The sequence below is a fragment of the Mesorhizobium sp. CAU 1732 genome, assembly GCF_039888675.1.
Lineage (GTDB): Bacteria > Pseudomonadota > Alphaproteobacteria > Rhizobiales > Rhizobiaceae > Aerobium.
Genome location: NZ_JBDQQR010000003.1, coordinates 180,265 through 200,330, shown reverse-complemented (window position 1 = coordinate 200,330; position 20,066 = coordinate 180,265). Strand labels below are relative to the sequence as shown.

Below are 20,066 nucleotides of genomic sequence, written 5' to 3'. Positions count from 1 at the left end.
TACGGCTTTTGCAGTATCACCTCCAGACGTGCAGAAGCGGGAGGCGCGAGTGGTTCGGCCCGGCTGAGGGCTGCGCGGCCTCGCAGATGCAATGCGCTCGTTCCGGACGGCGGCACCTCGCGGGATGCTTGGTCAATCAGCGTTCCGGCATGGTCGCGGCTTCACGAGGGGCAGCCGGCACTCCCGCCCTTCGTCTCAGTCTCGACCAGACCTTAGTCCGATATCGGCCGGCCATTCGTCCACAGATGCCGCGGGCCTTTGTCCGTATAGGCAAAGAATCCTCCCAAGCGCATCGTCCGACGCTGAAACTGAACGGTGTAATGGCACCAACGGAGGGCGTCATGGTTTCCTATATTCGGTCGGATCTCGATTTCATTCTCGCGCAGATCAGAATCGCGGAGGCGCATGCCGATGGCGTGCCGCTTTACGGGCCCGGGGGGCAGATCCCCTCCTACAACATCTCGTGGGGCCTGCGCACGGTGGACGGCACCTACAATCACCTCCTGCCCGGGCAAGAGGAATGGGGTTCCGCCGATCAGCCCTTCCCGGAAGGACTGGGCACCGATTTCCGAACGATCATGGTCGACCCGGACGGCGCGGGGCCGCTCGGCCCGATGCCCGTCAGCTACAATCCGGGCGCCGACAATGACGGTCCCGGATCGGCCGGCACCGGTGACGTCTTCGACCCGACGGTGCGCACGATCTCGAACCTGATCGTCGACCAGACGCTTGGAAATCCGGCGGCCATCCTCGTCGCGCTCCAGCGCGCGAGCATCGTTCCAGCGGCTCAGCAGATGGCGGTGATGGGCACGATCAGCGCGGCCTACGACGCGATCGAGCCGCTTTTCGAGGCGGTAACGGCCGCCGAGGTGGCGTCGGCAGCCGCAACTGCGGCCGCGGCGGCCAATCCCGAGGATCCGGACCTGGCAGCCGCAGCGGCGGCGGCCCTTCAGCAGCTCGCAGACGCCGAGGCGGCGCTCACCAGCGCCAGCGGCGCGCTCGACGCCCTGCTCGAGGCGAACGGCATCGAGATGGAAGGCGCGAATATATCGCTACCCAACGTCGCGCCGGACGAAGGCCTGTCGGCCTCGTTCAACTCATGGTTCACCTTGTTCGGCCAGTTCTTCGATCACGGTCTCGACCTGGTCGGCAAGGGCGGCAGCGGGACCGTGTTCATTCCGCTGATGCCCGACGATCCGCTCTATGTCGAAGGCAGCAACACCAACTTCATGGTTCTGACGCGCGCTACGGTCGCGCCCGGCGCAGACGGCATTCTCGGTACGGCTGACGACGTTCGCCCGATCAATACGACGACGGCTTTCGTGGATCAGAACCAGACCTATGCGTCTCACGCCTCGCATCAGGTGTTCCTGCGCGAGTACGTTCTCAATGCCGCTGGTGATCCAGTCGCGACGGGCAATTTGATCCAAGGCGGCAATGGCGGCATGGCGACATGGGGCGACATGAAAGCGCAAGCCGCCGATCTTCTCGGCATTCAATTGCGCGACATCGACGTTGGCAACGTGCCGCTTCTTGCGACCGACCAGTATGGCAACTTCCTGCGCGGACCGAACGGCTATCCGCAGATCGTCACCACCGCCGGCCTGATCGAGGGCGATCCCTCGGCGAATGGCGGGCTGGGCATTCTGGTGGACGATCCGGCCCATGTGCCGCCTTATACCGCGATCCGCACCGGTCATGCATTCCTGGCCGACATCGCGCACAATGCCGTGCCGGACGGCCTGGAAGACGGCGACACCGAGATCGGCGGCAACATTCCAGCCGACGGCCAGTATGACGACGAGCTTCTCGACGCGCATTATGTCGCCGGCGATGGCCGCGCCAACGAGAATATCGGCCTGACGGCGGTCCATCACGTCTTCCACTCGGAGCACAACCGGCTGGTGCAGCACACCAAGGACGTCGTCCTGTCGGATGCGGCGGCCATGCTGGCAAACGGCGCGACGCAGGCCGAAGCCGTTGCGTTCCTCAACGAATGGCTGGTCGACGACGTGGCGGCGGTTCCCGGCTCCGGCGCCGGGCTGGTGTGGGACGGGGAACGTCTGTTCCAGGCGGCCAAGTTCGGCACCGAGATGCAGTACCAGCATCTGGTCTTCGAGGAGTTCGCCCGCAAGGTTTCGCCGAGCATCAACACCTTCCTCGTGCCGGACGGCTTCGACGCGACGCTCAACCCGTCGATCGTCGCCGAGTTCGCGCATGTGGTCTATCGCTTCGGCCACTCGATGCTGACCGAATCGATCGACCGCTTCGATCCGACGTTCCAGGCGGATCACATCAGCCTGATCGAGGGCTTCCTCAATCCGCTCCAGTTCGAGAACAATGGCGGGACCACGACCGTCGATGCAGACATCGCGGCCGGTGCCATCATCCGGGGCATGACGCGGCAGGTCGGCAACGAGATCGACGAGTTCGTCACCTCGGCGCTCCGCAACAACCTTCTCGGCCTGCCGCTCGACCTCGCGACCATCAACCTGGCGCGCGGACGCGATACCGGCGTTCCCGGGCTGAACGAAGTGCGGCGGCAGTTCTACGAAGCCAGCAACCAGAACGTCCTGCTCAAGCCCTATGAGAGCTGGATCGACTATGCGGGCCATCTGAAGAACGAGGCATCGATCATCAACTTCATCGCGGCCTACGGCACGCATGCGCTGATCACCAGCCAGACGACGATCGACGGCAAGCGCGACGCTGCGCTGACGATCATCACCGGCACGTCGTTCGGTGGCTTGGTCGTACCTGCCGATGCCGAGGACTTCCTGAACGGCACGGGCGCGTATGCCACTGATCTCGGCGGCCTCGAGAATATCGATCTGTGGATCGGCGGCCTTGCGGAAGAGATCATGCCGTTCGGCGGCATGCTCGGCTCGACCTTCGGCTACGTCTTCGAAATCCAGCTCGAAATGCTGCAGAGCGGCGACCGCTTCTACTACCTGCAGCGCCTCGACGGGCTGCACCTCTTCGGGGAGATGGAGAACAACTCCTTCGCGGCGATGATCATGCGCAACACCGATGCCACGCATCTGCCGTCGGACGTGTTCTCGACCCCCGGCCTCATCCTCGAAGTCGACCAGACGCGTCAGTTCAACGATCTCGACGGCAATGGGACACTGGAGAGCGGCGATCCGGTTGGAGAGGGCATCCTCACCCAGCTCGTCATCCGCAACAATCCCGCGACCGTCGGCCCGGACAGCAACTACCTGCGCTATACCGGCGGCGACCACGTCGTTCTGGGTGGCACCAACGGCAACGACATCCTCATCGCGGGCATCGGCGACGACACGCTCTACGGCGATGGCGGCAATGACCGGCTCGATGGCGGGTTCGGCAACGACATCATCAATGGCGGCGATGGCGACGACATCATCGTGGACCAGGGCGGTGACGACAACATCAAGGGCGGCGCCGGCAACGACGTCATCCATGCCGGTCCCGGCCTCGATCTCGTGCTTGCAGGCGCGGGCAAAGACTTCGTCTTCCTCGGCACAGACGAGGGCTCCGAAGTCTTCGCCGGCGAGGGCGACGACTTCATCTACGGCAACAAGAACGCCGAACGCATTCTCGGCAATGAAGGCAATGACTGGATCGAAACCGGCACGTTCGACGGCGCACCCGGCGACAATTTCGACGAGGTCTTCGCCCATGACGGCATCGACGGACACGACGTGTTCCTGGGCGACGGCGGCTTCGACGAGTTCATCGGCGAGGGCGGCGACGACATCATGGTCGGCAGTGCCGGGCGCGGAAAGATGGTGGGCATGTCCGGCTTCGACTGGGCGACCTACAAGGACAACACGCGCGGCGTGAACGCGGACCTGTCCATCCCGATCATCTTCGACGAGAGCCCGGTCCTGCCTGAAAACGCAGCGCTCGACGAGTACGAATCCGTCGAGGGTCTGTCGGGAACGCGCTTCGACGATATCCTGCACGGCACGGATGAGGACGCGACGAGCTTGCTGCCGACAGCGCAGGGCGGCACCGGCGGCGGCTATCGCGGCAGTTATCTCGATGCGGACGGTATCGCGCTCATCAACGGCCTCCAGGCGGTTCTGGGAGCGGGCGTGACCTCGTTCGGCGCCGGCGACATCATCCTGGGCGGCGACGGCAACGACACGATCACCGGCGGTGGCGGCAACGACATCATCGACGGCGACAAGTGGCTCAACGTGCGCATCAGCGTTCGCCAGAACGCCGATGGCACCGGGCCGGAAATCGCCAGCCACACCAGCATGACGACCCTTGCGGCCGCCATGTTCGCGGGCACGATCAATCCCGGACAGCTCGTGATCGCTCGTGAAATCCTGACGGCGAACGGGGCAGGCGACATCGATACGGCCGTGTTCTCCGGCAATCGCGCCGAATACACGATCAGCCGGGACGCAGCCGGTCGCTTCGTCATCACGCATACCGGTGGAACGCAGGCCGATGGCGTCGATACGTTGACGAACATCGAGGCCGCGCGGTTCGCCGACCAGACGCTTACACTCGTCAACGCAGCCGCGACCGGCGCACCTGCCATAAGCGACATGACGCCGACGGAGGGGCAGGTCCTTACCGCGTCGATCGGCACGATTGCCGACGGCAACGGGATCACGCCGGGAAGCGTCACCTATCAGTGGCAGCAGGATACCGGCGCAGGTTTCGTCAACATCGCCGGCGCGACCAACGCGAACTTCACGCCCAACCAGACCCATGTGAACAGGCCGCTGCGCGTCGTGGCGACCTTCACGGACGGGCTGGGCAATGTGGAGCAGCGCATATCGGCCGTGACCACGGTGGTCGGCGACCTCTATGTCGGCACCGCAGGCGTCAACACCTTCATCGGCACGGCAGGGCAGGACAACGCGTCCGGTCTCGGCGGCAACGACACGCTGCTCGGCATGGCGGGCAACGACCTGCTCGACGGCGGCACCGGCAACGACACGCTGGACGGCGGAACGGGCAACGACACGATGATCGGCGGCATCGGTGACGATACCTACCTCGTCGATTCAGCTCTGGACGTCGTCACCGAACTGGCCGGTCAGGGAACCGACACGGTCGAAACGACGCTGGCGTCCTATCTGCTCGGTGCCAATGTGGAGAACCTGGTCTTCATCAATGGGGGTAATTTCTCCGGTACCGGCAACGCGCTGAACAACGTGATAGACGGCGGCAACGGCAACAACACGCTGAGTGGCCTTGGCGGCAACGATACGCTGAGCGGGCTGGGCGGCGTCGATGTTCTCGACGGAGGGACCGGCAATGACACGCTGAATGGCGGGGCCGGAAACGACACGCTGATCGGTGGCGACGGGAACGACACGCTCGACGGCGGCACCGGCAATGACGGCATGATCGGTGGAACCGGCGACGACACATTCGTCGTCGACAGCGCCACGGATACGGTCACCGAGGGTGCCGGCGGCGGAACGGATATCGTCCAGACGACGCTTGCCAGCTACACGCTCGGCGGAAATGTCGAGAACCTGACCAAGACCAATGGCGGAACGTTCTCGGGAACCGGCAATACGTTGAACAACGTCATCACCGGTGGGTCGGGAAACAACACGCTCAGTGGCGGCAGCGGCAACGACACGCTGATCGGGCTTGGCGGCAACGACATTCTCGATGGCGGCACCGGCAATGACACGATGATCGGTGGAACCGGAAACGACACATTCGTCGTCGACAGCGCCACGGATACGGTCACCGAGGGTGCCGGCGGCGGAACGGATGTCGTTCAGACGACGCTTGCCAGCTACACGCTCGGCGGAAACGTCGAGAACCTGACCAAGACCAATGGCGGAACGTTCTCGGGAACCGGCAATACGTTGAACAACGTCATCACCGGCGGGTCGGGAAACAACACGCTCAGTGGCGGCAGCGGCAACGACACGCTGATCGGGCTTGGCGGCAACGACATTCTCGATGGCGGCACCGGCAATGACACGATGATCGGCGGCACCGGAAACGACACATTCGTCGTCGACAGCGCCGCGGATACGGTCACCGAGGGTGCCGGCGGCGGGACGGATGGCGTCCAGACGACGCTCGCCACTTATACGCTCGGCGGAAATGTCGAGAACCTGACCAAGACCAATGGCGGCAACTTCGTCGGAAACGGCAATACGTTGAACAACGTCATCACCGGCGGTACGGGCAACGATACCCTGACCGGCAATACCGGCAACGACACCCTCAATGGTGGCGGCGGAAACGACACGCTCAATGGCGGCGCGGGCGCCGATACGTTGAATGGCGGGGCCGGCAACGACGTCTTCGACTTCAACGCGATGACCGACACCGGGACGACAGCGGCCACGCGAGACACCATCACCGGGTTTGACGGACGCGGCGCGGCGGTCGGGGATCTGATCGACCTCAGCGGAATCGCGGGTACGTTCACCTTCATCGGAACGACCGCGTTCGCGTCGAGTGGCGTCAATCAGGTTCGGTTCCGGTTCGAAGGTGGGAACACCGTGGTCGAGATCGACAATGACGGCAGCAATGACGTCGATGCCTCGTTCGTGATCACGGGCACCGGAAACCTGACGGCGGCGGACTTCCTGCTCTAGGTCGCGTCTCGACGGTCGCGCGCCTCGCGATCGCACGGATGGGCGTGGCCTAGGCAGCCTCGATGCGGTCGGACTCCCGTACCGCATCGAGGAACGCCACGCCGATGGAGAGGGCCGGACAGTTCAGGCAACAGTCCGGCCCGACCCTTTCAGCACAGAAACGCCTGGAGAGATCCGCTCGACAGGCCAGTGGCACAGGGGGCAAACCGTGTCGACTTCACAGGAAATGGCAGCGATCGCATCGCGCAAACGGGCATTCATCGGCGTCGCCCTCCTGAGCGCGATCGTCAACGTGCTGCATCTGACCGGTTCGTTGTTCATGCTCGAAATCTACGACCGGGTTCTTCCCAGCCGCAGCATCCCGACCCTTATCGGGTTGGCGGCGATCGTCGTTCTTCTCTACGCGTTTCAGGCGTTGTTCGATATTTTGAGGGGACGCATCCTTTCGCGCATCGGTGTCGCGATCGACGAGACGCTCGGCGTCGGAATCTTCAAGAGCGTTCTGGCGCGGCCGCTTTCGGGCAAGCGCGACGGCGACGGACAGCAGCCGCTGCGCGATCTCGACCAGGTGAAGAGCTTTCTCTCCGGCGCGGGTCCGTCGGCTCTGTTCGACCTGCCGTGGATGCCGCTCTATTTGTTCATCTGCTTCTCGTTCCACACGATGATCGGCCTGACCGCCCTTGGCGGCGCGTTGCTGCTCGTCATCGTCACGCTGCTGACCGAAATGATGTCCCGGCGCACCAGCCGGGAATCCGGCGCGGCCCAGCAGCGCCGCAACGGCGTGACCACTGCCGGCCAGCGCAATGCCGAAGTCGTTCACGCGATGGGGATGGCAGGCCGGCTCGGCGATCGATGGTCGCAAGCCAACACGCAATTCGTCGGGCACCAGCAGCGCATGTCGGACATCACCGGCGGCTTCGGGTCCGTGTCGAAGGTCGTCAGGCTCCTGATCCAGTCCGCCGTGCTCGCCATCGGCGCCTATCTGGTGATCGGCGGCGCGGTGACGCCGGGCGTCATGATCGCAAGCTCCATCCTGGCCTCGCGCGCTCTGGCGCCTGTCGAACTGGCGATCGCCAACTGGAAGAGTTTTACCTCCGCGCGGCAGAGCTGGCGGCGCATCAAGGAACACGTCGCCGCCCGTGCTAATGCGAAGCCGCCCCTGGCGCTTCCCGCGCCGCGGCTGTCGCTGTCGGTCGATATGGTGAGCGGCGGCGCGCCCGGATCGAACCGGCTTCTGGTGGATGGTGTCAGCCTGCGCCTTGCAGCCGGCGACGGGCTCGGCATCATCGGTCCGAGCGCATCGGGAAAATCGTCGCTCGCCAGAATGCTGGTCGGCATCTGGCCGAACTGGCGCGGCAAGGTGCGGCTGGACGGTGCGGCCATCGACAACTGGACATCCGAGGCGCTGGGCAAGCACATCGGCTACTTGCCGCAGGACGTCGAACTGTTCGCCGGCACGATTGCCGAGAACATCTGCCGGTTCGAGGAGAATCCCGAGCCAGAGGCGATCATCGCAGCCGCGAAGTCGGCCAACATCCACGAAATGGTCCTGCAGTTTCCCGAAGGCTACGACACCGAGATCGGCGAGGCGGGTGCGGCACTTTCAGGCGGCCAGCGTCAGCGCGTTGCGCTTGCACGAGCGCTCTACGGCGATCCGTTCTTCGTCGTTCTCGACGAGCCGAATTCCAATCTCGACAATGAGGGCGACCAGGCCCTGACCGACGCGCTGTTCGGCATTCGCAACCGAGGCGGCATCGTCGTGGTCATCGCGCACCGGCCGAGCGCGCTTGCCGGCGTCGATCAGGTTCTGGTCATGGCCGAGGGGCGCTCGAAAGCTTTCGGGCCCAAGGAAGAGATATTGAGCAAGCTGGTGCGGCCCGTCGCGACGCCGGCAAAGATGCCCACCGCCGCGCCGTTCGAGGTCGTCGGTCTGAAGGGAGCAGCATCATGAAAAAGACCCCGGAAAAGACCGCGAACCGATCGATCGATCGCCATTTGCGGACCGCGATGCTGGCGTCGAGCATTCTCGTCCTCGGCTTCGGCGGATGGGCGGCCACGACCGAACTGTCCGGAGCGATCCTCGCCAGCGGGCACGTCGTGGTCGATGCGAACGTCAAGAAGGTGCAGCACCCGTTCGGCGGCGTCGTTTCGCGCATCAACGTGAAGAACGGTGAGCGCGTTCGCGAGGGCGATGTCCTGATGAGCCTCGACCCGACGGTGGCGCGCGCCAATCTCGGCGTCATCACCAAGAACCTCGACGCGCTCGCCGTCCGGCAGGAGCGGCTCGAGGCGGAGCGGGACGGTCTCGACGGCATCGATTTGCCGCGCGAACTGAGCGCGCGGATCGACGCAGCGGAACTGGAAACGCTGATGGAAACCGAACTGTCCTTCTTCCGGTCGCGACGCAGCGTTCGTGATGGCCAGCGCGCCCAGCTTCAGGAGCGCATCCTTCAATCCGAGCAGCAGATCGGCGGGTTGCACCTTCAGGTGAGCGCGTTCGAGAACGGCATCGAACTCATCAGCGAGGAGCTGGAAGGACTGGAGAAGCTTTATACGAAGAAGCTCGTTTCCGTGACACGGCTCATGCAGTTGCGGCGCGACGAGAGCGAAATGCGCGGCTCGCATGGGCAGGCGATCGCCGAGATCGCGCAGGCCAAGGGGCGCATCGCGGAAGTGAAGCTGCAGCAGCTTCAGATCGACGAGGATCTTCGCGCCGAAGTCGCGGGCGAACTCGCGCAGGTCCGCGAAAAGGCGACGGAGCTCGTCGAGCGGAAATCCGCGGCGCTGGATCAGCTCCAGCGCATCGATTTGCGCGCACCGGCGGACGGGATCGTGCACGAGCTCTCGGCCCATACGGTCGGTGGCGTGATCGAAGCGGGGGCTGCCCTGATGCTGATCGTGCCGGATACAGGCGATCTTTCGATCGAGGCACGCATCGAGCCGCAGGATCGCGACCAGATCTATGTCGGCCAACCGGCAATCCTGCGCCTGACCGCATTCAACCAACGCACGACGCCGGAGTTGAAGGGCGAGGTCAAGGTCGTCGCGGCCGACCTCGTGGAGGATGCGCGGACGGGGATGCAATATTACCCGGTCCGGATTTCGCTGATGTCGGGGGAAAGCGCGAAGCTGGAGGGCAAGGCGCTCTCGCCCGGAATGCCGGTGGAGTCCTTCGTCCAGACCGGATATCGAACGGTCATGTCCTATCTCGTGAAGCCGCTCGCGGATTATCTGATGCGCGCGTTCAGGGGAGACTGATCGGCGGCCATGCCGACGGCTTGCGGCGCAACGGCGACAAATTTTCCGATTTCCGATCGCAAATTAGCACCCTGTGCTTTCTAGCCCTGTCGCCCGCACCCTAACCTCCGAATTGATGGAATTCGGATCGTTGCCGGATTGAATGACTGGCTCTGCCGAGAGGTCGGCGGGGCCTTCACTTTGAAGAGGAGGAACTCATGTCGAAATCCGGCATATCGCGACGTATATTCATGGCCCTTGCCACGCTCGCTTCCGTTGGCCTCGCTTCGCCGGCGTTCGCGCAGGTGAAGGAGGTCACGATCGACTTCGCAACCTACAATCCGGTCGGCCTGCTGCTCAAGAAGAACGGATGGCTCGAGGAAAGCCTCAAGGAAGACGGCATCTCCGTGCGCTGGGTTCAGTCGCTCGGGTCCAACAAGGCGCTGGAATTCCTCAATGCGGGCTCGATCGATTTCGGCTCGACGGCCGGGGCCGCCGCGCTCATCGGCAAGATCAACGGCAATCCGATCAAATCCGTCTATGTCTATTCGCGTCCCGAGTGGACCGCGCTCGTGAAGCCGGAAGGCAGCGACATCGGTGCCGTCGAGGATTTGAAAGGCAAGCGCGTCGCTGTCACGCGCGGCACCGATCCGCACATCTTTCTCATCCGTGCGCTGGCGGACCACGGACTGACCGAAAAGGACGTGCAGTTCGTGCTTCTGCAGCATCCGGACGGCAAGGCCGCGCTGGTGCGCGGCGACGTGGATGCGTGGGCGGGACTGGACCCGCTGATGGCAGCCGCGGAAGTCGAGGACGGCGCCGAACTGTTTTATCGCAAGCCGGAGCTGAATAGCTGGGGTGTCCTCAATGTGCGCGAGGCCTTCGCTCAGGAGAACCCGGAACTCGTCACGCGCGTCATCGAGGCGTATGAGCGTGCGCGTGAATACTCCATCGAGAACCCGGCTGAACTCGTCGCCGCGCTTGTCGAGGTCGCGCGGCTTCCCGAAGAGGTGATCGCACGCCAGATCGAGCGGACCGAAATCACACACAGCCGGATCGGCGACGACCAGAAGGAAACCATCCTTCAGGCGGGTCTCGCTTTGCAGAGTGCAGGCGTCGTCGAGAACGGCGTCGACGTGAAGGCAGTGGTCGACAACCTCATCGACCCAAGCTACCACCCCTCCGAAGACTAAGGAGGCGTGCCATGACAACCGTCGACATCGTGCTGCCGACGGCTGCGAATGTGGCCACGACCTCGACGGGCCGGCGGCCCGGAAGCTTCTGGCGATCGGCCATGCTGGGGCTCATCCTTCCCGTCACGCTCGCGGCAGGATGGGAAGTCGCCGTGCAGGCCGGTTGGGCGGAAGGGCGGCTTTTGCCGCCACCCAGCCGCATCGCCGCGACGTTGTGGTCGCTGACCGAAGACGGCGAGCTTCTGATCCATATCGGCGCGACGCTCTGGAGGGTGGCGGTCGGGTTCCTACTGGGTGCTGCACTGGGCATCGCGGTGGGGGCTGTGGCGGGTTATTCGCGCCTGTTCAGAGCGCTCGTCGATCCGACCATTCAGGGCCTTCGGGCGATCCCATCGCTGGCATGGGTTCCGCTGTTCATCCTCTGGCTCGGCATTTTCGAGGAATCGAAGGTGGCGCTGATCGCGGTCGGCGTGTTCTTTCCCGTCTATCTCGGTGTCACCGGATCGGTGCTCGGCGTCGATCGCAAGATCGTCGAGGTCGGCCGCATCTTCCGGCTCAAGGGATACAAGCTGGTGACGCGCATCCTCGTGCCGGCGATCCTGCCGAACGTCGTTCTCGCGCTGCGGACGGGCCTGGGGCTTGGCTGGATGTTCGTGGTGGCCGCCGAGATCATGGGCGCGGCCGAAGGGCTGGGCTACCTGCTGGTCGACGGCCAGCAACTCGGCAAGCCCGACCAGATCGTCGCGGCCATTCTCGTCTTCGCGGTCATCGGAAAGATCACCGATGCGCTGATCGTCGCTGCGAGCACGCCATTCCTGCGCTGGCAGGATTCCTACGAGAGCAGCACCTGACATGCTCGAACTCAGACATCTCTCAAAAACCTATCCGAACGGCACCGCCGCTCTCCACGACTTCACCCTGTCGATGCAAAGCGGGGAAGCCGTCGCGATCGTCGGCGGCTCGGGCTGCGGCAAGAGTACGTTGCTGCGCCTGATAGCGGGGCTCGACCAGCCGACCGGCGGAGAGGTTCGGGTCGATGGAGAGCGCATTTCGCAACCGCATCCGGCCGTCGGTCTGGTGTTTCAGGAACCGCGCCTGCTGCCCTGGCTGAGCGTTGCCGACAATGTCGGTTTCGGGCTCGATGGCGTTGCGGCCGAGGAGCGCCGCAGCCGCGTGCACGAAGCGCTGAAGAGCGTCGGCCTCGCGGAGCAGGCAGGCAAATGGCCGCGCGAAATGTCCGGCGGGATGGCACAGCGCGTGGCACTCGCCCGCGCGCTCGTCACAGGCCCGAGCGTGTTGCTGCTCGACGAACCGTTCTCGGCGCTCGACGCGCTGACGCGCGCGGGCCTTCAGGATCACCTGGTCAAGCTCTGGGAAAAGAGCCGCCCGACGCTGGTTCTCGTGACGCACGATATCGAGGAAGCCCTTGTGGTGGCCAACCGGGTGGTCGTCCTGCGGCCGAGGCCGGGCCGCATCGATGCGATCCTCGACGTGCGGATCGCGCGGCCGCGCGATCGCGATGCCGGGGATTTCGAGACCCTCAAGCACGAGTTGCGGGTAGCCCTCGATCGCTCGCTGAGCGAGGCGCAGCGTATGGCGGCCGAATAGCTCAGATTTGGAGGGTTCCGACGCTCGCGCCGCCGCAGACGTAAAGCGTCTGGCCGGTGACGAAGCCGTTCCTCGGGTCCGAGAAGAACATGAAGGCGTTGGTGACGTCCTCGACGGTGCCGAGACGACCGACCGGAATGCGGGTGGCGAGCGTGCTTTCGGCGTCGCTGCCCTTCGGCACGATGCCCCAGAAATTGTCGGTGAGGATCGGGCCGGGTGCGACGACGTTCACCGTGATCTGATGTTTGGCGAGTTCGAGCGCCCATGTCCGCGCCATGCCGATCATGCCGGCTTTCGAGGCGCTGTAGGCGGTGCGCGTGGGCGCACCCAGTGCCGCGCGTGACGCGTTGAACATCACGCGCCCGAAACGACGCGCCTTCATGGCGGGCAGCACGGCCTGAAGCAGGGTGAGCGCCGATCCGAGATGAAGCTGGGCAAGGCCGGTGATGTCCTCGGGTTTCGCTTCTTCCACGAGGTTCGGCCAGATCAGTCCGGCATTGTGGATCAGATGCGACACGTCGTGGTTCGCCGCGATCTCCGACGCCGCCTCCTTCACCGCCTGAGGATCGAGAAGGTCGGCCTCGACCGACGAGAGCCTGTCATGCGTGAAGTCTGGCGGGCGTCGCGCGACCGAAATCACGTGGTAGCCTTCGCCGAGCATGCGCTGCGCCAGATCCGCGCCGATGCCCTTGTTGCCGCCGGTGATGATGGCCGTGTAGGTCTCGCTCATCTCAGTTCCCTTGTCCCGGAACGAGCGCAATGACGCGCAACGGGCTGCCGGTTCCCTGCTTGATCTTCAACGGTGTCGCGATCAGCATCGCGCCGGTCGGCGGGAGGCGGTCGAGATTGTTGAGGCACTGCAGGCCGTAGCGGCCCGCGCCGTGCAGGTAGAAATGCGCGGGGTAGGGCGGGGTGTAGTGCGCGCCCTGGCCCGCATCGGTGCCGACCGTCTCCGTACCGAAACCACGCACGCCGCGCTCATCGACGAGCAGGCGCATCGCCTCAGGCGTCGGGCCGGGCGAGTGCGGGCCATCGTCGCGCATGTTGAGATAGGCCGCGCCGCGGCGTTTCGACCAGTCGGTGCGCATGAGAACCCAGCTTTGCGCCGGGATGCGGCCATGGGTCTTTTCCCAGCCAAGAATGATGTCCGGCGTCAGCTCGAAATCATCGTCCGTGCTGGCGCCCTGCGAGCAATCGATTACGCAGACCGGTCCGACGAAGTTTTCGACGGGGATCGTATCGACGCTGCCGTTCGGCACGTCGCGGCCGGAAATCCAGTGCGACGGGGCGTCGAAATGCGTGCCCGTATGCTCGCCGCAGGTGAAGTTGTTCCACTTCCAGGCGGGGCCGCGATGATCGTAGGCGGAAATCTCCTCCATGCGGAACCGCGCGCACTGGCCGAATTCCGGCGGCAGGACGATGACAGGAAAATCCGGGTCGAGCGTGTGCGTGAGATCGACGACCTCGATCGCGCCAGTGGCGATCGCAACACCCATCTGGCCGAGGAGTTCGGTTCCGTTCGGCATGTTCATGCTCCACCTCCAGACGTCATTTCCAGTTCGAGCACTTTCGGCCCCTGCCGCCAGCGCTCGATGAAGTCTTTCGCGACGTCGCCGACATAGACGTCTTCGAGACCGTCCCGGAGACCCGCGACGACGGCTTTGGCGAGCGCCGAGGGCGCGACCTTGGGTGGCGGAAGCGGCTGGTGCCACTCATCGTCGGTCGGCCCGGCATAGACGTTCATGACACGTATGCAGCCGGGCGCGAATTCCGCGCGCAGGCATTGCGAGGCCGACATGGCCGCCGCATTCGATGCGGAGAACGAACCGAAGGCGGGCATGTTGGAATAGGCGTAGACCGACAGGAGATTGACCCACGCCACGGCACTGTTGGTGCCGTCCGCGCCGCGACCGCGCATCGCCGGGCCGAAAGTCTGCGCAAGGCGCATCAGGCCGAGCACGTTCACCTCGAACTCCTCGCGCGCAAAGACCGTGTCGCCGCGATCCATGATGCCGCCCGGTCGCATGAAGCGCGCATTGTTGACGAGGATATCGACCTTGCCGCCGATCTCGCCGCAGAGTTCGTTCACGGATCGAATGTCGGTCACGTCGAGCGGCAGGATGGAGACCTTGGGCATGTCGGCGAGCTGATCGCGGTGCGGGTAGGGCCGCCAGCTTTCCGATTCACCGACGAAGATCGCCGAGGCGCCGGCATCGGCCAGCGCGCGGGCAAGCGCGACTGTGTTTTCATTGCGCGCATCCGTGATCAGGATGCGCCGGAATTTCGGGTCGCAGCTCAGTTCGCGCACGATCGGATCGTCCTCCATATGGGGCGTTGGCGTCGTCGGCATGGCAAGGATGACGCCGCGACCGGAACGGTCGAGGCGGTTGACGAGTGTCACGCGCGCACCGCGCTCGACGTCGCCATGGAGATGGCACATGATCGACGGCCCGGCATCGAGCAGGACCGTGCCGACACGCCATGGCGTGCGTTCACGGAAATAGACGTTCGTGCTGGTGCGCACCGTCGTCTCTGCGATCAGCTTGCCGGACGGCGGCACATCCTGCCACTGCAGGTCGATGCCCAGACAGCGCTGGCAGGCATCGCGGGGCGGATATTGCAGCGTGCCGCATTCGGTACAGCATTGCAGCATGAACCGACCTTCGGCGGCTGCGGCCGTCAGGCCGAGGGCTGCGCGGCTGCGCGCCTTTTCGGGCTGGGACGGCGAGCGGGCTCGCGTCTGCGGGTTCTTTTTCGGCGGCGGCGCGATGGGTGTCGTCATGCGTTCGTCCCGGAGATGATCGCCGCGTTGGAGCAGACGCCACGATCGTAATTGATCATGCCGAAGCCGGATACGAGCGCGGTCGTTGCGTCCTTCACCTGCGTCGGGCCTGCGGTCCCGGTCACCTGCCGGATCGCTTCCACGAGGCCGATGAAACCGCCGGCCGCGCCCGCCTGTCCGGCGGACAACTGCCCGCCAGAGGTGTTGTGTGGCAGGTCGCCGTCGACGGTGAGATCGCGGTCCCGCAGGAAGGCCGGGCCTTCTCCCTTCGCGCAGAAGCCCAGATCCTCGACCTGCATCATCGAGATCACCGGGTAGTCGTCATAGGTCTGCAAAAGGTCCATGTCGGCCGGCTTCGCGTCGGCCATTGCATAGAGTTCATCGATGTCCATCGCCCAGCCGCCGCGCATCTGGATCGGGTCCTCGGGAAACGCGTTGTGGCGCTCGATCGTCGAGCGGATATGGGCGTAGGGGATGCCGGCGGCCTTCGCGTCGTCCTCGCGCATGACAAGGAACGCTTCGGAACCTGCGACCGGCATGACGCAATCGAACAGCGCGATCGGGTCGGAGATCATGCGGGCCGAGAGATATTGATCCATCGTGAGCGGAGATTTCATCACCGCATGGGGATTTTTGAGCGCATTGGCGCGCTGGGCGACACAGATGCGGCCGAAATCCTCGCGGGTCGCGCCGTAGGCCGTCATGTAATGGTCGGTCAGGAGCGCGAAGCAGGCGTTGGGACCGCCGGCCCCGTAGGGATAGGACGCGTCCTGTGCAAAGCGCGAGAAGCTCGACAGCATGCGGCGAAAACTGTCGACGTGGTTGGTGTCGCCCGCGACGCAGGCAACGACGCGCGCGTCACCCGCCTGTACGGCACGTGCCGCGCGCCTGATCGCTGCAATGCCGCTCGCGCCGCCCATCGGGATATGGTCCAGCCAGCGCGGCGACAGGCCGAGATGCTGGGTCAACCCGACGGCGGTGTCGGGGAACAGGCTGAAGCTCGATACGGAGAATCCGTCGATCTCCTGCGGTGACAGGCCGGCCTGTCTTATAGATGCGGATAGTGCGCGCGCGATCCACCAATGCGCGGTCTGCGTCGAGAAGCGCTCGTAAGGCACGGTCGCCGGTGCCGCGAGCACGACGCCGTCATAACCTCGTCGCTGAAAGCAAGATGCCATCTAGGCTGCCTGCCGCTTCTTCATCGCGCAGGTGTTCACCGTCGCGGGATCGAGCGCGAGACGTGCGGCGAGACCTTTCAGTTCGCTGCGCTGGATCTTCTGGGTCGCGGTCAGCGGCAGGGCGTCGACGAAGGCGATATAGCCGGGCGCCTTGTAGTAGGCGACGCGCTCAAGGCACCATGAGACGATCGCGCGCGCCTTGGCCTCGTCGCCGCCGCCATCGACGACGAGGCAGGCGAAGACCTCGTCGCCGCGCAGTTCGTCCGGCAGTGCGGCGACACCGGCGGCCCGGACGTCGGGGTGCTGCATCAGGATCGATTCGACCTCGACGGCCGCGATGTTTTCGCCGGAGCGGCGGATGACGTTCTTCTTGCGGTCGACGAAAAAGACGTCGCCGTCGGCGTCGCGGGCGACGATATCGCCGGTGTGGAACCAGCCGCCGTCCCATGCCTCGGCGGTGGCGTCCGCGTTCTTGTAGTATTCGGTGAAGAAGCCGTAGCGCGGGTCTTCGCCGGCATGGCGGACGAGCAGTTCGCCGGGTTCGCCCGGAGCCGCATCCTCGCCGGCGTCGGTGACGATCCGCGCCTCGACGCCGTCGCGCGTGCGACCAAGGCAGCTCGTGCCGCGCTTGCGCGGCTCGTGGTTTGCCGCGATCACCGCGCCGGCGCCGGTCTCCGTCATCGCCCACGCTTCGACGAGCGGAATGCCGAAACGATCCTCGAACGGGCCGTGAAGCTTCGGATCGATGCCCGCGCCGAATCCGAAGCGCACCGCATGGTCGCGGTCGGCGGCGGAGGGTTCGGCTTTCATCAACATGGACGGCATGACGCCGAGATAGTGCAGGCAGGTCGCTTTGCTGTCACGCACACTTTGCCACCAGCTTCGCGGGTGGAAACGATCGAGCGCGGTGAGGCATCCGCCGACCGAGACCATCGCCATCAGTGAATAGGCCATGGCGTTCATGTGGAAGATCGGCAACGGCGTGATCATGCGCTCGCCATCTTCCGTCAGGCTGCAATAGCCGCCGGCATCGGCATACCAACGGCCCGCCGCGAGGAAATAGAGGTTCGACAGGACGCAGCCCTTGGGCTTCCCGGTCGTGCCGGAGGTGTAGAGCATCGCCGCCTCGCGGCGCAGCGGGGTTGCAGATGCATCCTTGCAGAAACCGGCCAGGTGGTCGGAGAGGGGAGGCGGTGCATCCTCCGGCGTGATCACCGGAAATCCGACGCCCGATGACGCGCTCGCCTTTTCAAGGTCGGAGACGCGCGCGGCGATCGCTACGGCGAGCACGGGCTCGGCATGGCCCGCCATGTAGTCGAGTTCGGACGATTGCAGGTCCGGGTTGACCGGCACGACCGACAGGCCCAGCGCATTCAGCGCAAACCAGTGCAGGAAGAAGGCCGGGCGATTCTCCATCAGGAGCATTACGCGGCCACCAGCGCGGTAGCCAGCCGCCTCATAGGCCAGACGAAGACGCTCGATCTCCGCGAATGCCTGCGCGTAGGTCCATGCGCGCGGCTCGATGCCGTAGACTGCCGCGGTTTCCGGAAGGACGTTCAGGAAATCGCGCGCGCCGAACCGCTCCGACGCCGACTTGACCGCGCCGTAGACCGTTGCGTCATCCGGGATTTGTCCTGCCACGGTTGCCAACTCCCTCACAGGAACATCTGGATGTTGCCGAAGGCGGCGTCGCAGTTGAGAAGATCGACCCGCTTGAGCCTGATCTTCAAGGCACCGTCGACCAGCTCCAGTTCGTGGCGCGCATTGGCCGCCAGCAATGTCTGGTCGTCCAGGCGCGTCTCGACATAGTGGAACGGCGTGTGCGTGACGAAACGTCCCGCCTCGTGATCGACCTCCTCGATGAACGGCCGCTGGATGACGTGATGGCAGCGGGTTTTCGGCTTCTGCGAGAAAGTACGCTCGCCCTTGAAGCGTTCGACGCGCAGCTTGATCATGAAGAAATCCTCATGCAGCAGCGAGGTCACATGCTTCGCGTCCTGCTGGTTGTAGTCGAGCGGCATCCAGTACATGCCGTCCGGCTTCCACAGGGCAAGCCACTCGTCGAAGCGCCCGTCATCGAGCATGCGGGCCTCGTCGTAGACGAAGTCGATCAGATCGTCGCGCGACGGGAAGGTCATCGTGCGCCTCCGTCCATGCTCATCGTCATGTATTTTGTCCAGGCATGGAACTGGTTGCGCATCTGGCGTTCGGTCGTGCCGTTCTCGATCGCCTCGTCCTCGAAGTCCTCGCCTTCAACGTAGAGGCGCTGGACGTTGACCCATTCGAGGCCGTCCGAATGAAGCCCCTCCTGCGCGCGCTCGTACATTTCGAGATCGTCGTGCCCGACCATCGAGGTCGGGGCGTTGATCAGGCGGTTGTACATGGCGGTGCGCTCGACCAGCATGTCGGGGGCGTCGACCAGACGGTAGATGTAGCTCTCGACCAGCGTCCTGCCGGCCGAGATCGGCTTGAACAGACGAAGCTGCTGGATCGGCCCCTTGATCATGATGTTGGGGAAATAGATCGTGTTGTGCCGGCTCTCGCCGAGGATCGCGCGCGCCTTTTCCTCGCCATAGGCTTCGACCATCTGTTCGAAATAGCCAGGGATGGCCGAGTAGTCGGAGTGGATCGAGTGATGCACGCCGGTGTGGCCATGGCCGTTCGGCCATGTGCGGATGCCCATGTTCTCGAAGAATTCGTAGGACGACATGAAGGGCGCGATGACTTCCATCGCCATAGGGGTCTTCGTGCCCTCCGGCTTGTCCATTTTTTCCCACAGATCGATCGCGGTGCCGGCAGAGCTTTCATGCGCGACCATCGGATGGCAGGTGTCGGTCTGGTTTTCGACCAGCATCTTCCAGTTGCAGCGATGCATGTAGCGGAGCGGCGGGCCGGAGACTTCGAGACGCCCGGCCGGCGAGCGATCGACCATGTTGTCGATCGAGCTCAGGGCGTTGCCGAAGAAGGTGTCGAAGTCGATGCCGTCCTTTGCGAGCCTTGCGAAGACGAAGCCGCGATAGTTCTTCACGGCCCCGACGGGCGCCATGCCGTTGACGGAATGGCTCTCTTCGAGGCCGGTATCCTTGTAGCCTTTGCGCAGCGGGATCGCGAGCAGGCACCCGTTCGTCTTGAACGACCACGCATGATAGGGGCAGCGGAAGAACTTGCCCGTATTGCCCGCCCGGTCGATCGCGATCTTGGTGCCCTTGTGGGGGCAGCGATTGTGCAGCACGTAGATCTGGTCGTCGGAGTGGCGCACCATGATGACGGGTTGGGTGCCGATCTCAGTCGTGAAGTAGTCGCCCTTGTTCGGCGTCTGGCTGTCGTGACCGACGAACACCCAGGTGTTGGCGAAGAGATGCTTCATCTCCAGCTTGAACACGTCCTCGTCGATGTAGATGTCGCGATGCACCTCGGTCGGCCGGACAAGGGCCTCGATGGCGGCGGTGTCATTGGCATAACGGCTCATGACGGGCGTTCCCCTGTGCTTGGA

13 protein-coding genes are annotated in these 20,066 nt (G+C 64.4%); 6 read left to right on the top strand and 7 right to left on the bottom strand.

All coding sequences use genetic code 11. From position 1 onward, the window contains the following. The first annotated feature begins 341 nt into the window (after positions 1–341). The 6 genes from AAFN55_RS22605 (at position 342) to AAFN55_RS22580 (ending at position 12,613) form a co-directional block, all read left to right on the top strand. On the top strand, positions 342–6,575 hold the full coding sequence (locus AAFN55_RS22605; RefSeq protein ID WP_347801240.1) for a peroxidase family protein: 6,234 nt from the start codon (positions 342–344) through the stop codon (positions 6,573–6,575). Between the two features lie 226 nt (positions 6,576–6,801). After that, positions 6,802–8,526: a type I secretion system permease/ATPase gene (locus AAFN55_RS22600; protein WP_347801474.1), complete on the top strand. Its 1,725-nt coding sequence runs from the start codon at positions 6,802–6,804 to the stop codon at positions 8,524–8,526. Continuing rightward, on the top strand, positions 8,523–9,833 hold the full coding sequence (locus AAFN55_RS22595) for an HlyD family type I secretion periplasmic adaptor subunit (protein ID WP_347801239.1): 1,311 nt from the start codon (positions 8,523–8,525) through the stop codon (positions 9,831–9,833). Before AAFN55_RS22600 ends, AAFN55_RS22595 begins: the two co-directional genes overlap by 4 nt. A 230-nt stretch (positions 9,834–10,063) precedes the next feature. Beyond that, the gene (locus AAFN55_RS22590) at positions 10,064–11,005 is read left to right on the top strand and encodes an aliphatic sulfonate ABC transporter substrate-binding protein (protein WP_347801473.1); all 942 of its coding nucleotides are present in this window, start codon (positions 10,064–10,066) and stop codon (positions 11,003–11,005) included. Positions 11,006–11,016: 11 nt separating this feature from the next. Further along, positions 11,017–11,856, top strand: coding sequence for an ABC transporter permease (locus AAFN55_RS22585; RefSeq protein WP_347801238.1), 840 nt, complete (start codon positions 11,017–11,019; stop codon positions 11,854–11,856). Position 11,857: 1 nt separating this feature from the next. Continuing rightward, positions 11,858–12,613, top strand: a complete 756-nt coding sequence (locus tag AAFN55_RS22580) for an ABC transporter ATP-binding protein (RefSeq protein WP_347801237.1) — start codon at positions 11,858–11,860, stop codon at positions 12,611–12,613. Position 12,614: 1 nt separating this feature from the next. Here AAFN55_RS22580 and AAFN55_RS22575 read toward each other — a convergent pair whose 3' ends face one another. The 7 genes from AAFN55_RS22575 to AAFN55_RS22545 are packed head-to-tail and all read right to left on the bottom strand — an operon-like array spanning position 12,615 to position 20,042. Then, positions 12,615–13,343 carry an SDR family oxidoreductase gene (locus tag AAFN55_RS22575; protein WP_347801236.1) on the bottom strand — a complete coding sequence of 243 codons (729 nt, stop codon included), beginning with the start codon at positions 13,341–13,343 and terminating at the stop codon, positions 12,615–12,617. 1 nt (position 13,344) lies between these two features. Beyond that, entirely contained in the window at positions 13,345–14,145 is an 801-nt protein-coding gene (locus AAFN55_RS22570; RefSeq protein WP_347801235.1) for a cyclase family protein, read from the bottom strand. Then, positions 14,142–15,395, bottom strand: coding sequence for an SDR family NAD(P)-dependent oxidoreductase (locus AAFN55_RS22565; protein WP_347801234.1), 1,254 nt, complete (start codon positions 15,393–15,395; stop codon positions 14,142–14,144). Before AAFN55_RS22565 ends, AAFN55_RS22570 begins: the two co-directional genes overlap by 4 nt. Then, a complete protein-coding gene (locus AAFN55_RS22560) occupies positions 15,392–16,573 on the bottom strand; it encodes a thiolase family protein (protein ID WP_347801233.1) in 1,182 nt (393 codons plus the stop codon). The genes AAFN55_RS22565 and AAFN55_RS22560 overlap by 4 nt, the downstream gene beginning before the upstream one ends. After that, the gene (locus AAFN55_RS22555) at positions 16,574–18,214 is read right to left on the bottom strand and encodes an AMP-binding protein (RefSeq protein ID WP_347801232.1); all 1,641 of its coding nucleotides are present in this window, start codon (positions 18,212–18,214) and stop codon (positions 16,574–16,576) included. Positions 18,215–18,228: 14 nt separating this feature from the next. Continuing rightward, positions 18,229–18,711 carry an aromatic-ring-hydroxylating dioxygenase subunit beta gene (locus tag AAFN55_RS22550; protein ID WP_347801231.1) on the bottom strand — a complete coding sequence of 161 codons (483 nt, stop codon included), beginning with the start codon at positions 18,709–18,711 and terminating at the stop codon, positions 18,229–18,231. Continuing rightward, positions 18,708–20,042, bottom strand: a complete 1,335-nt coding sequence (locus tag AAFN55_RS22545; RefSeq protein ID WP_347801230.1) for an aromatic ring-hydroxylating dioxygenase subunit alpha — start codon at positions 20,040–20,042, stop codon at positions 18,708–18,710. The genes AAFN55_RS22550 and AAFN55_RS22545 overlap by 4 nt, the downstream gene beginning before the upstream one ends. Between the last annotated feature and the right edge of the window lie 24 nt (positions 20,043–20,066).

Coding starts and splice junctions, on each gene's coding strand:
- AAFN55_RS22545 (WP_347801230.1), bottom strand. CDS start 20,042: ATGAGCCGTTATGCCAATGACACCGCCGCCATCGAGGCCCTTGTCCGG.
- AAFN55_RS22570 (WP_347801235.1), bottom strand. CDS start 14,145: ATGAACATGCCGAACGGAACCGAACTCCTCGGCCAGATGGGTGTTGCG.
- AAFN55_RS22575 (WP_347801236.1), bottom strand. CDS start 13,343: ATGAGCGAGACCTACACGGCCATCATCACCGGCGGCAACAAGGGCATC.
- AAFN55_RS22605 (WP_347801240.1), top strand. CDS start 342: ATGGTTTCCTATATTCGGTCGGATCTCGATTTCATTCTCGCGCAGATC.
- AAFN55_RS22550 (WP_347801231.1), bottom strand. CDS start 18,711: ATGACCTTCCCGTCGCGCGACGATCTGATCGACTTCGTCTACGACGAG.
- AAFN55_RS22600 (WP_347801474.1), top strand. CDS start 6,802: ATGGCAGCGATCGCATCGCGCAAACGGGCATTCATCGGCGTCGCCCTC.
- AAFN55_RS22585 (WP_347801238.1), top strand. CDS start 11,017: ATGACAACCGTCGACATCGTGCTGCCGACGGCTGCGAATGTGGCCACG.
- AAFN55_RS22580 (WP_347801237.1), top strand. CDS start 11,858: ATGCTCGAACTCAGACATCTCTCAAAAACCTATCCGAACGGCACCGCC.
- AAFN55_RS22595 (WP_347801239.1), top strand. CDS start 8,523: ATGAAAAAGACCCCGGAAAAGACCGCGAACCGATCGATCGATCGCCAT.
- AAFN55_RS22560 (WP_347801233.1), bottom strand. CDS start 16,573: ATGGCATCTTGCTTTCAGCGACGAGGTTATGACGGCGTCGTGCTCGCG.
- AAFN55_RS22565 (WP_347801234.1), bottom strand. CDS start 15,395: ATGACGACACCCATCGCGCCGCCGCCGAAAAAGAACCCGCAGACGCGA.
- AAFN55_RS22590 (WP_347801473.1), top strand. CDS start 10,064: ATGGCCCTTGCCACGCTCGCTTCCGTTGGCCTCGCTTCGCCGGCGTTC.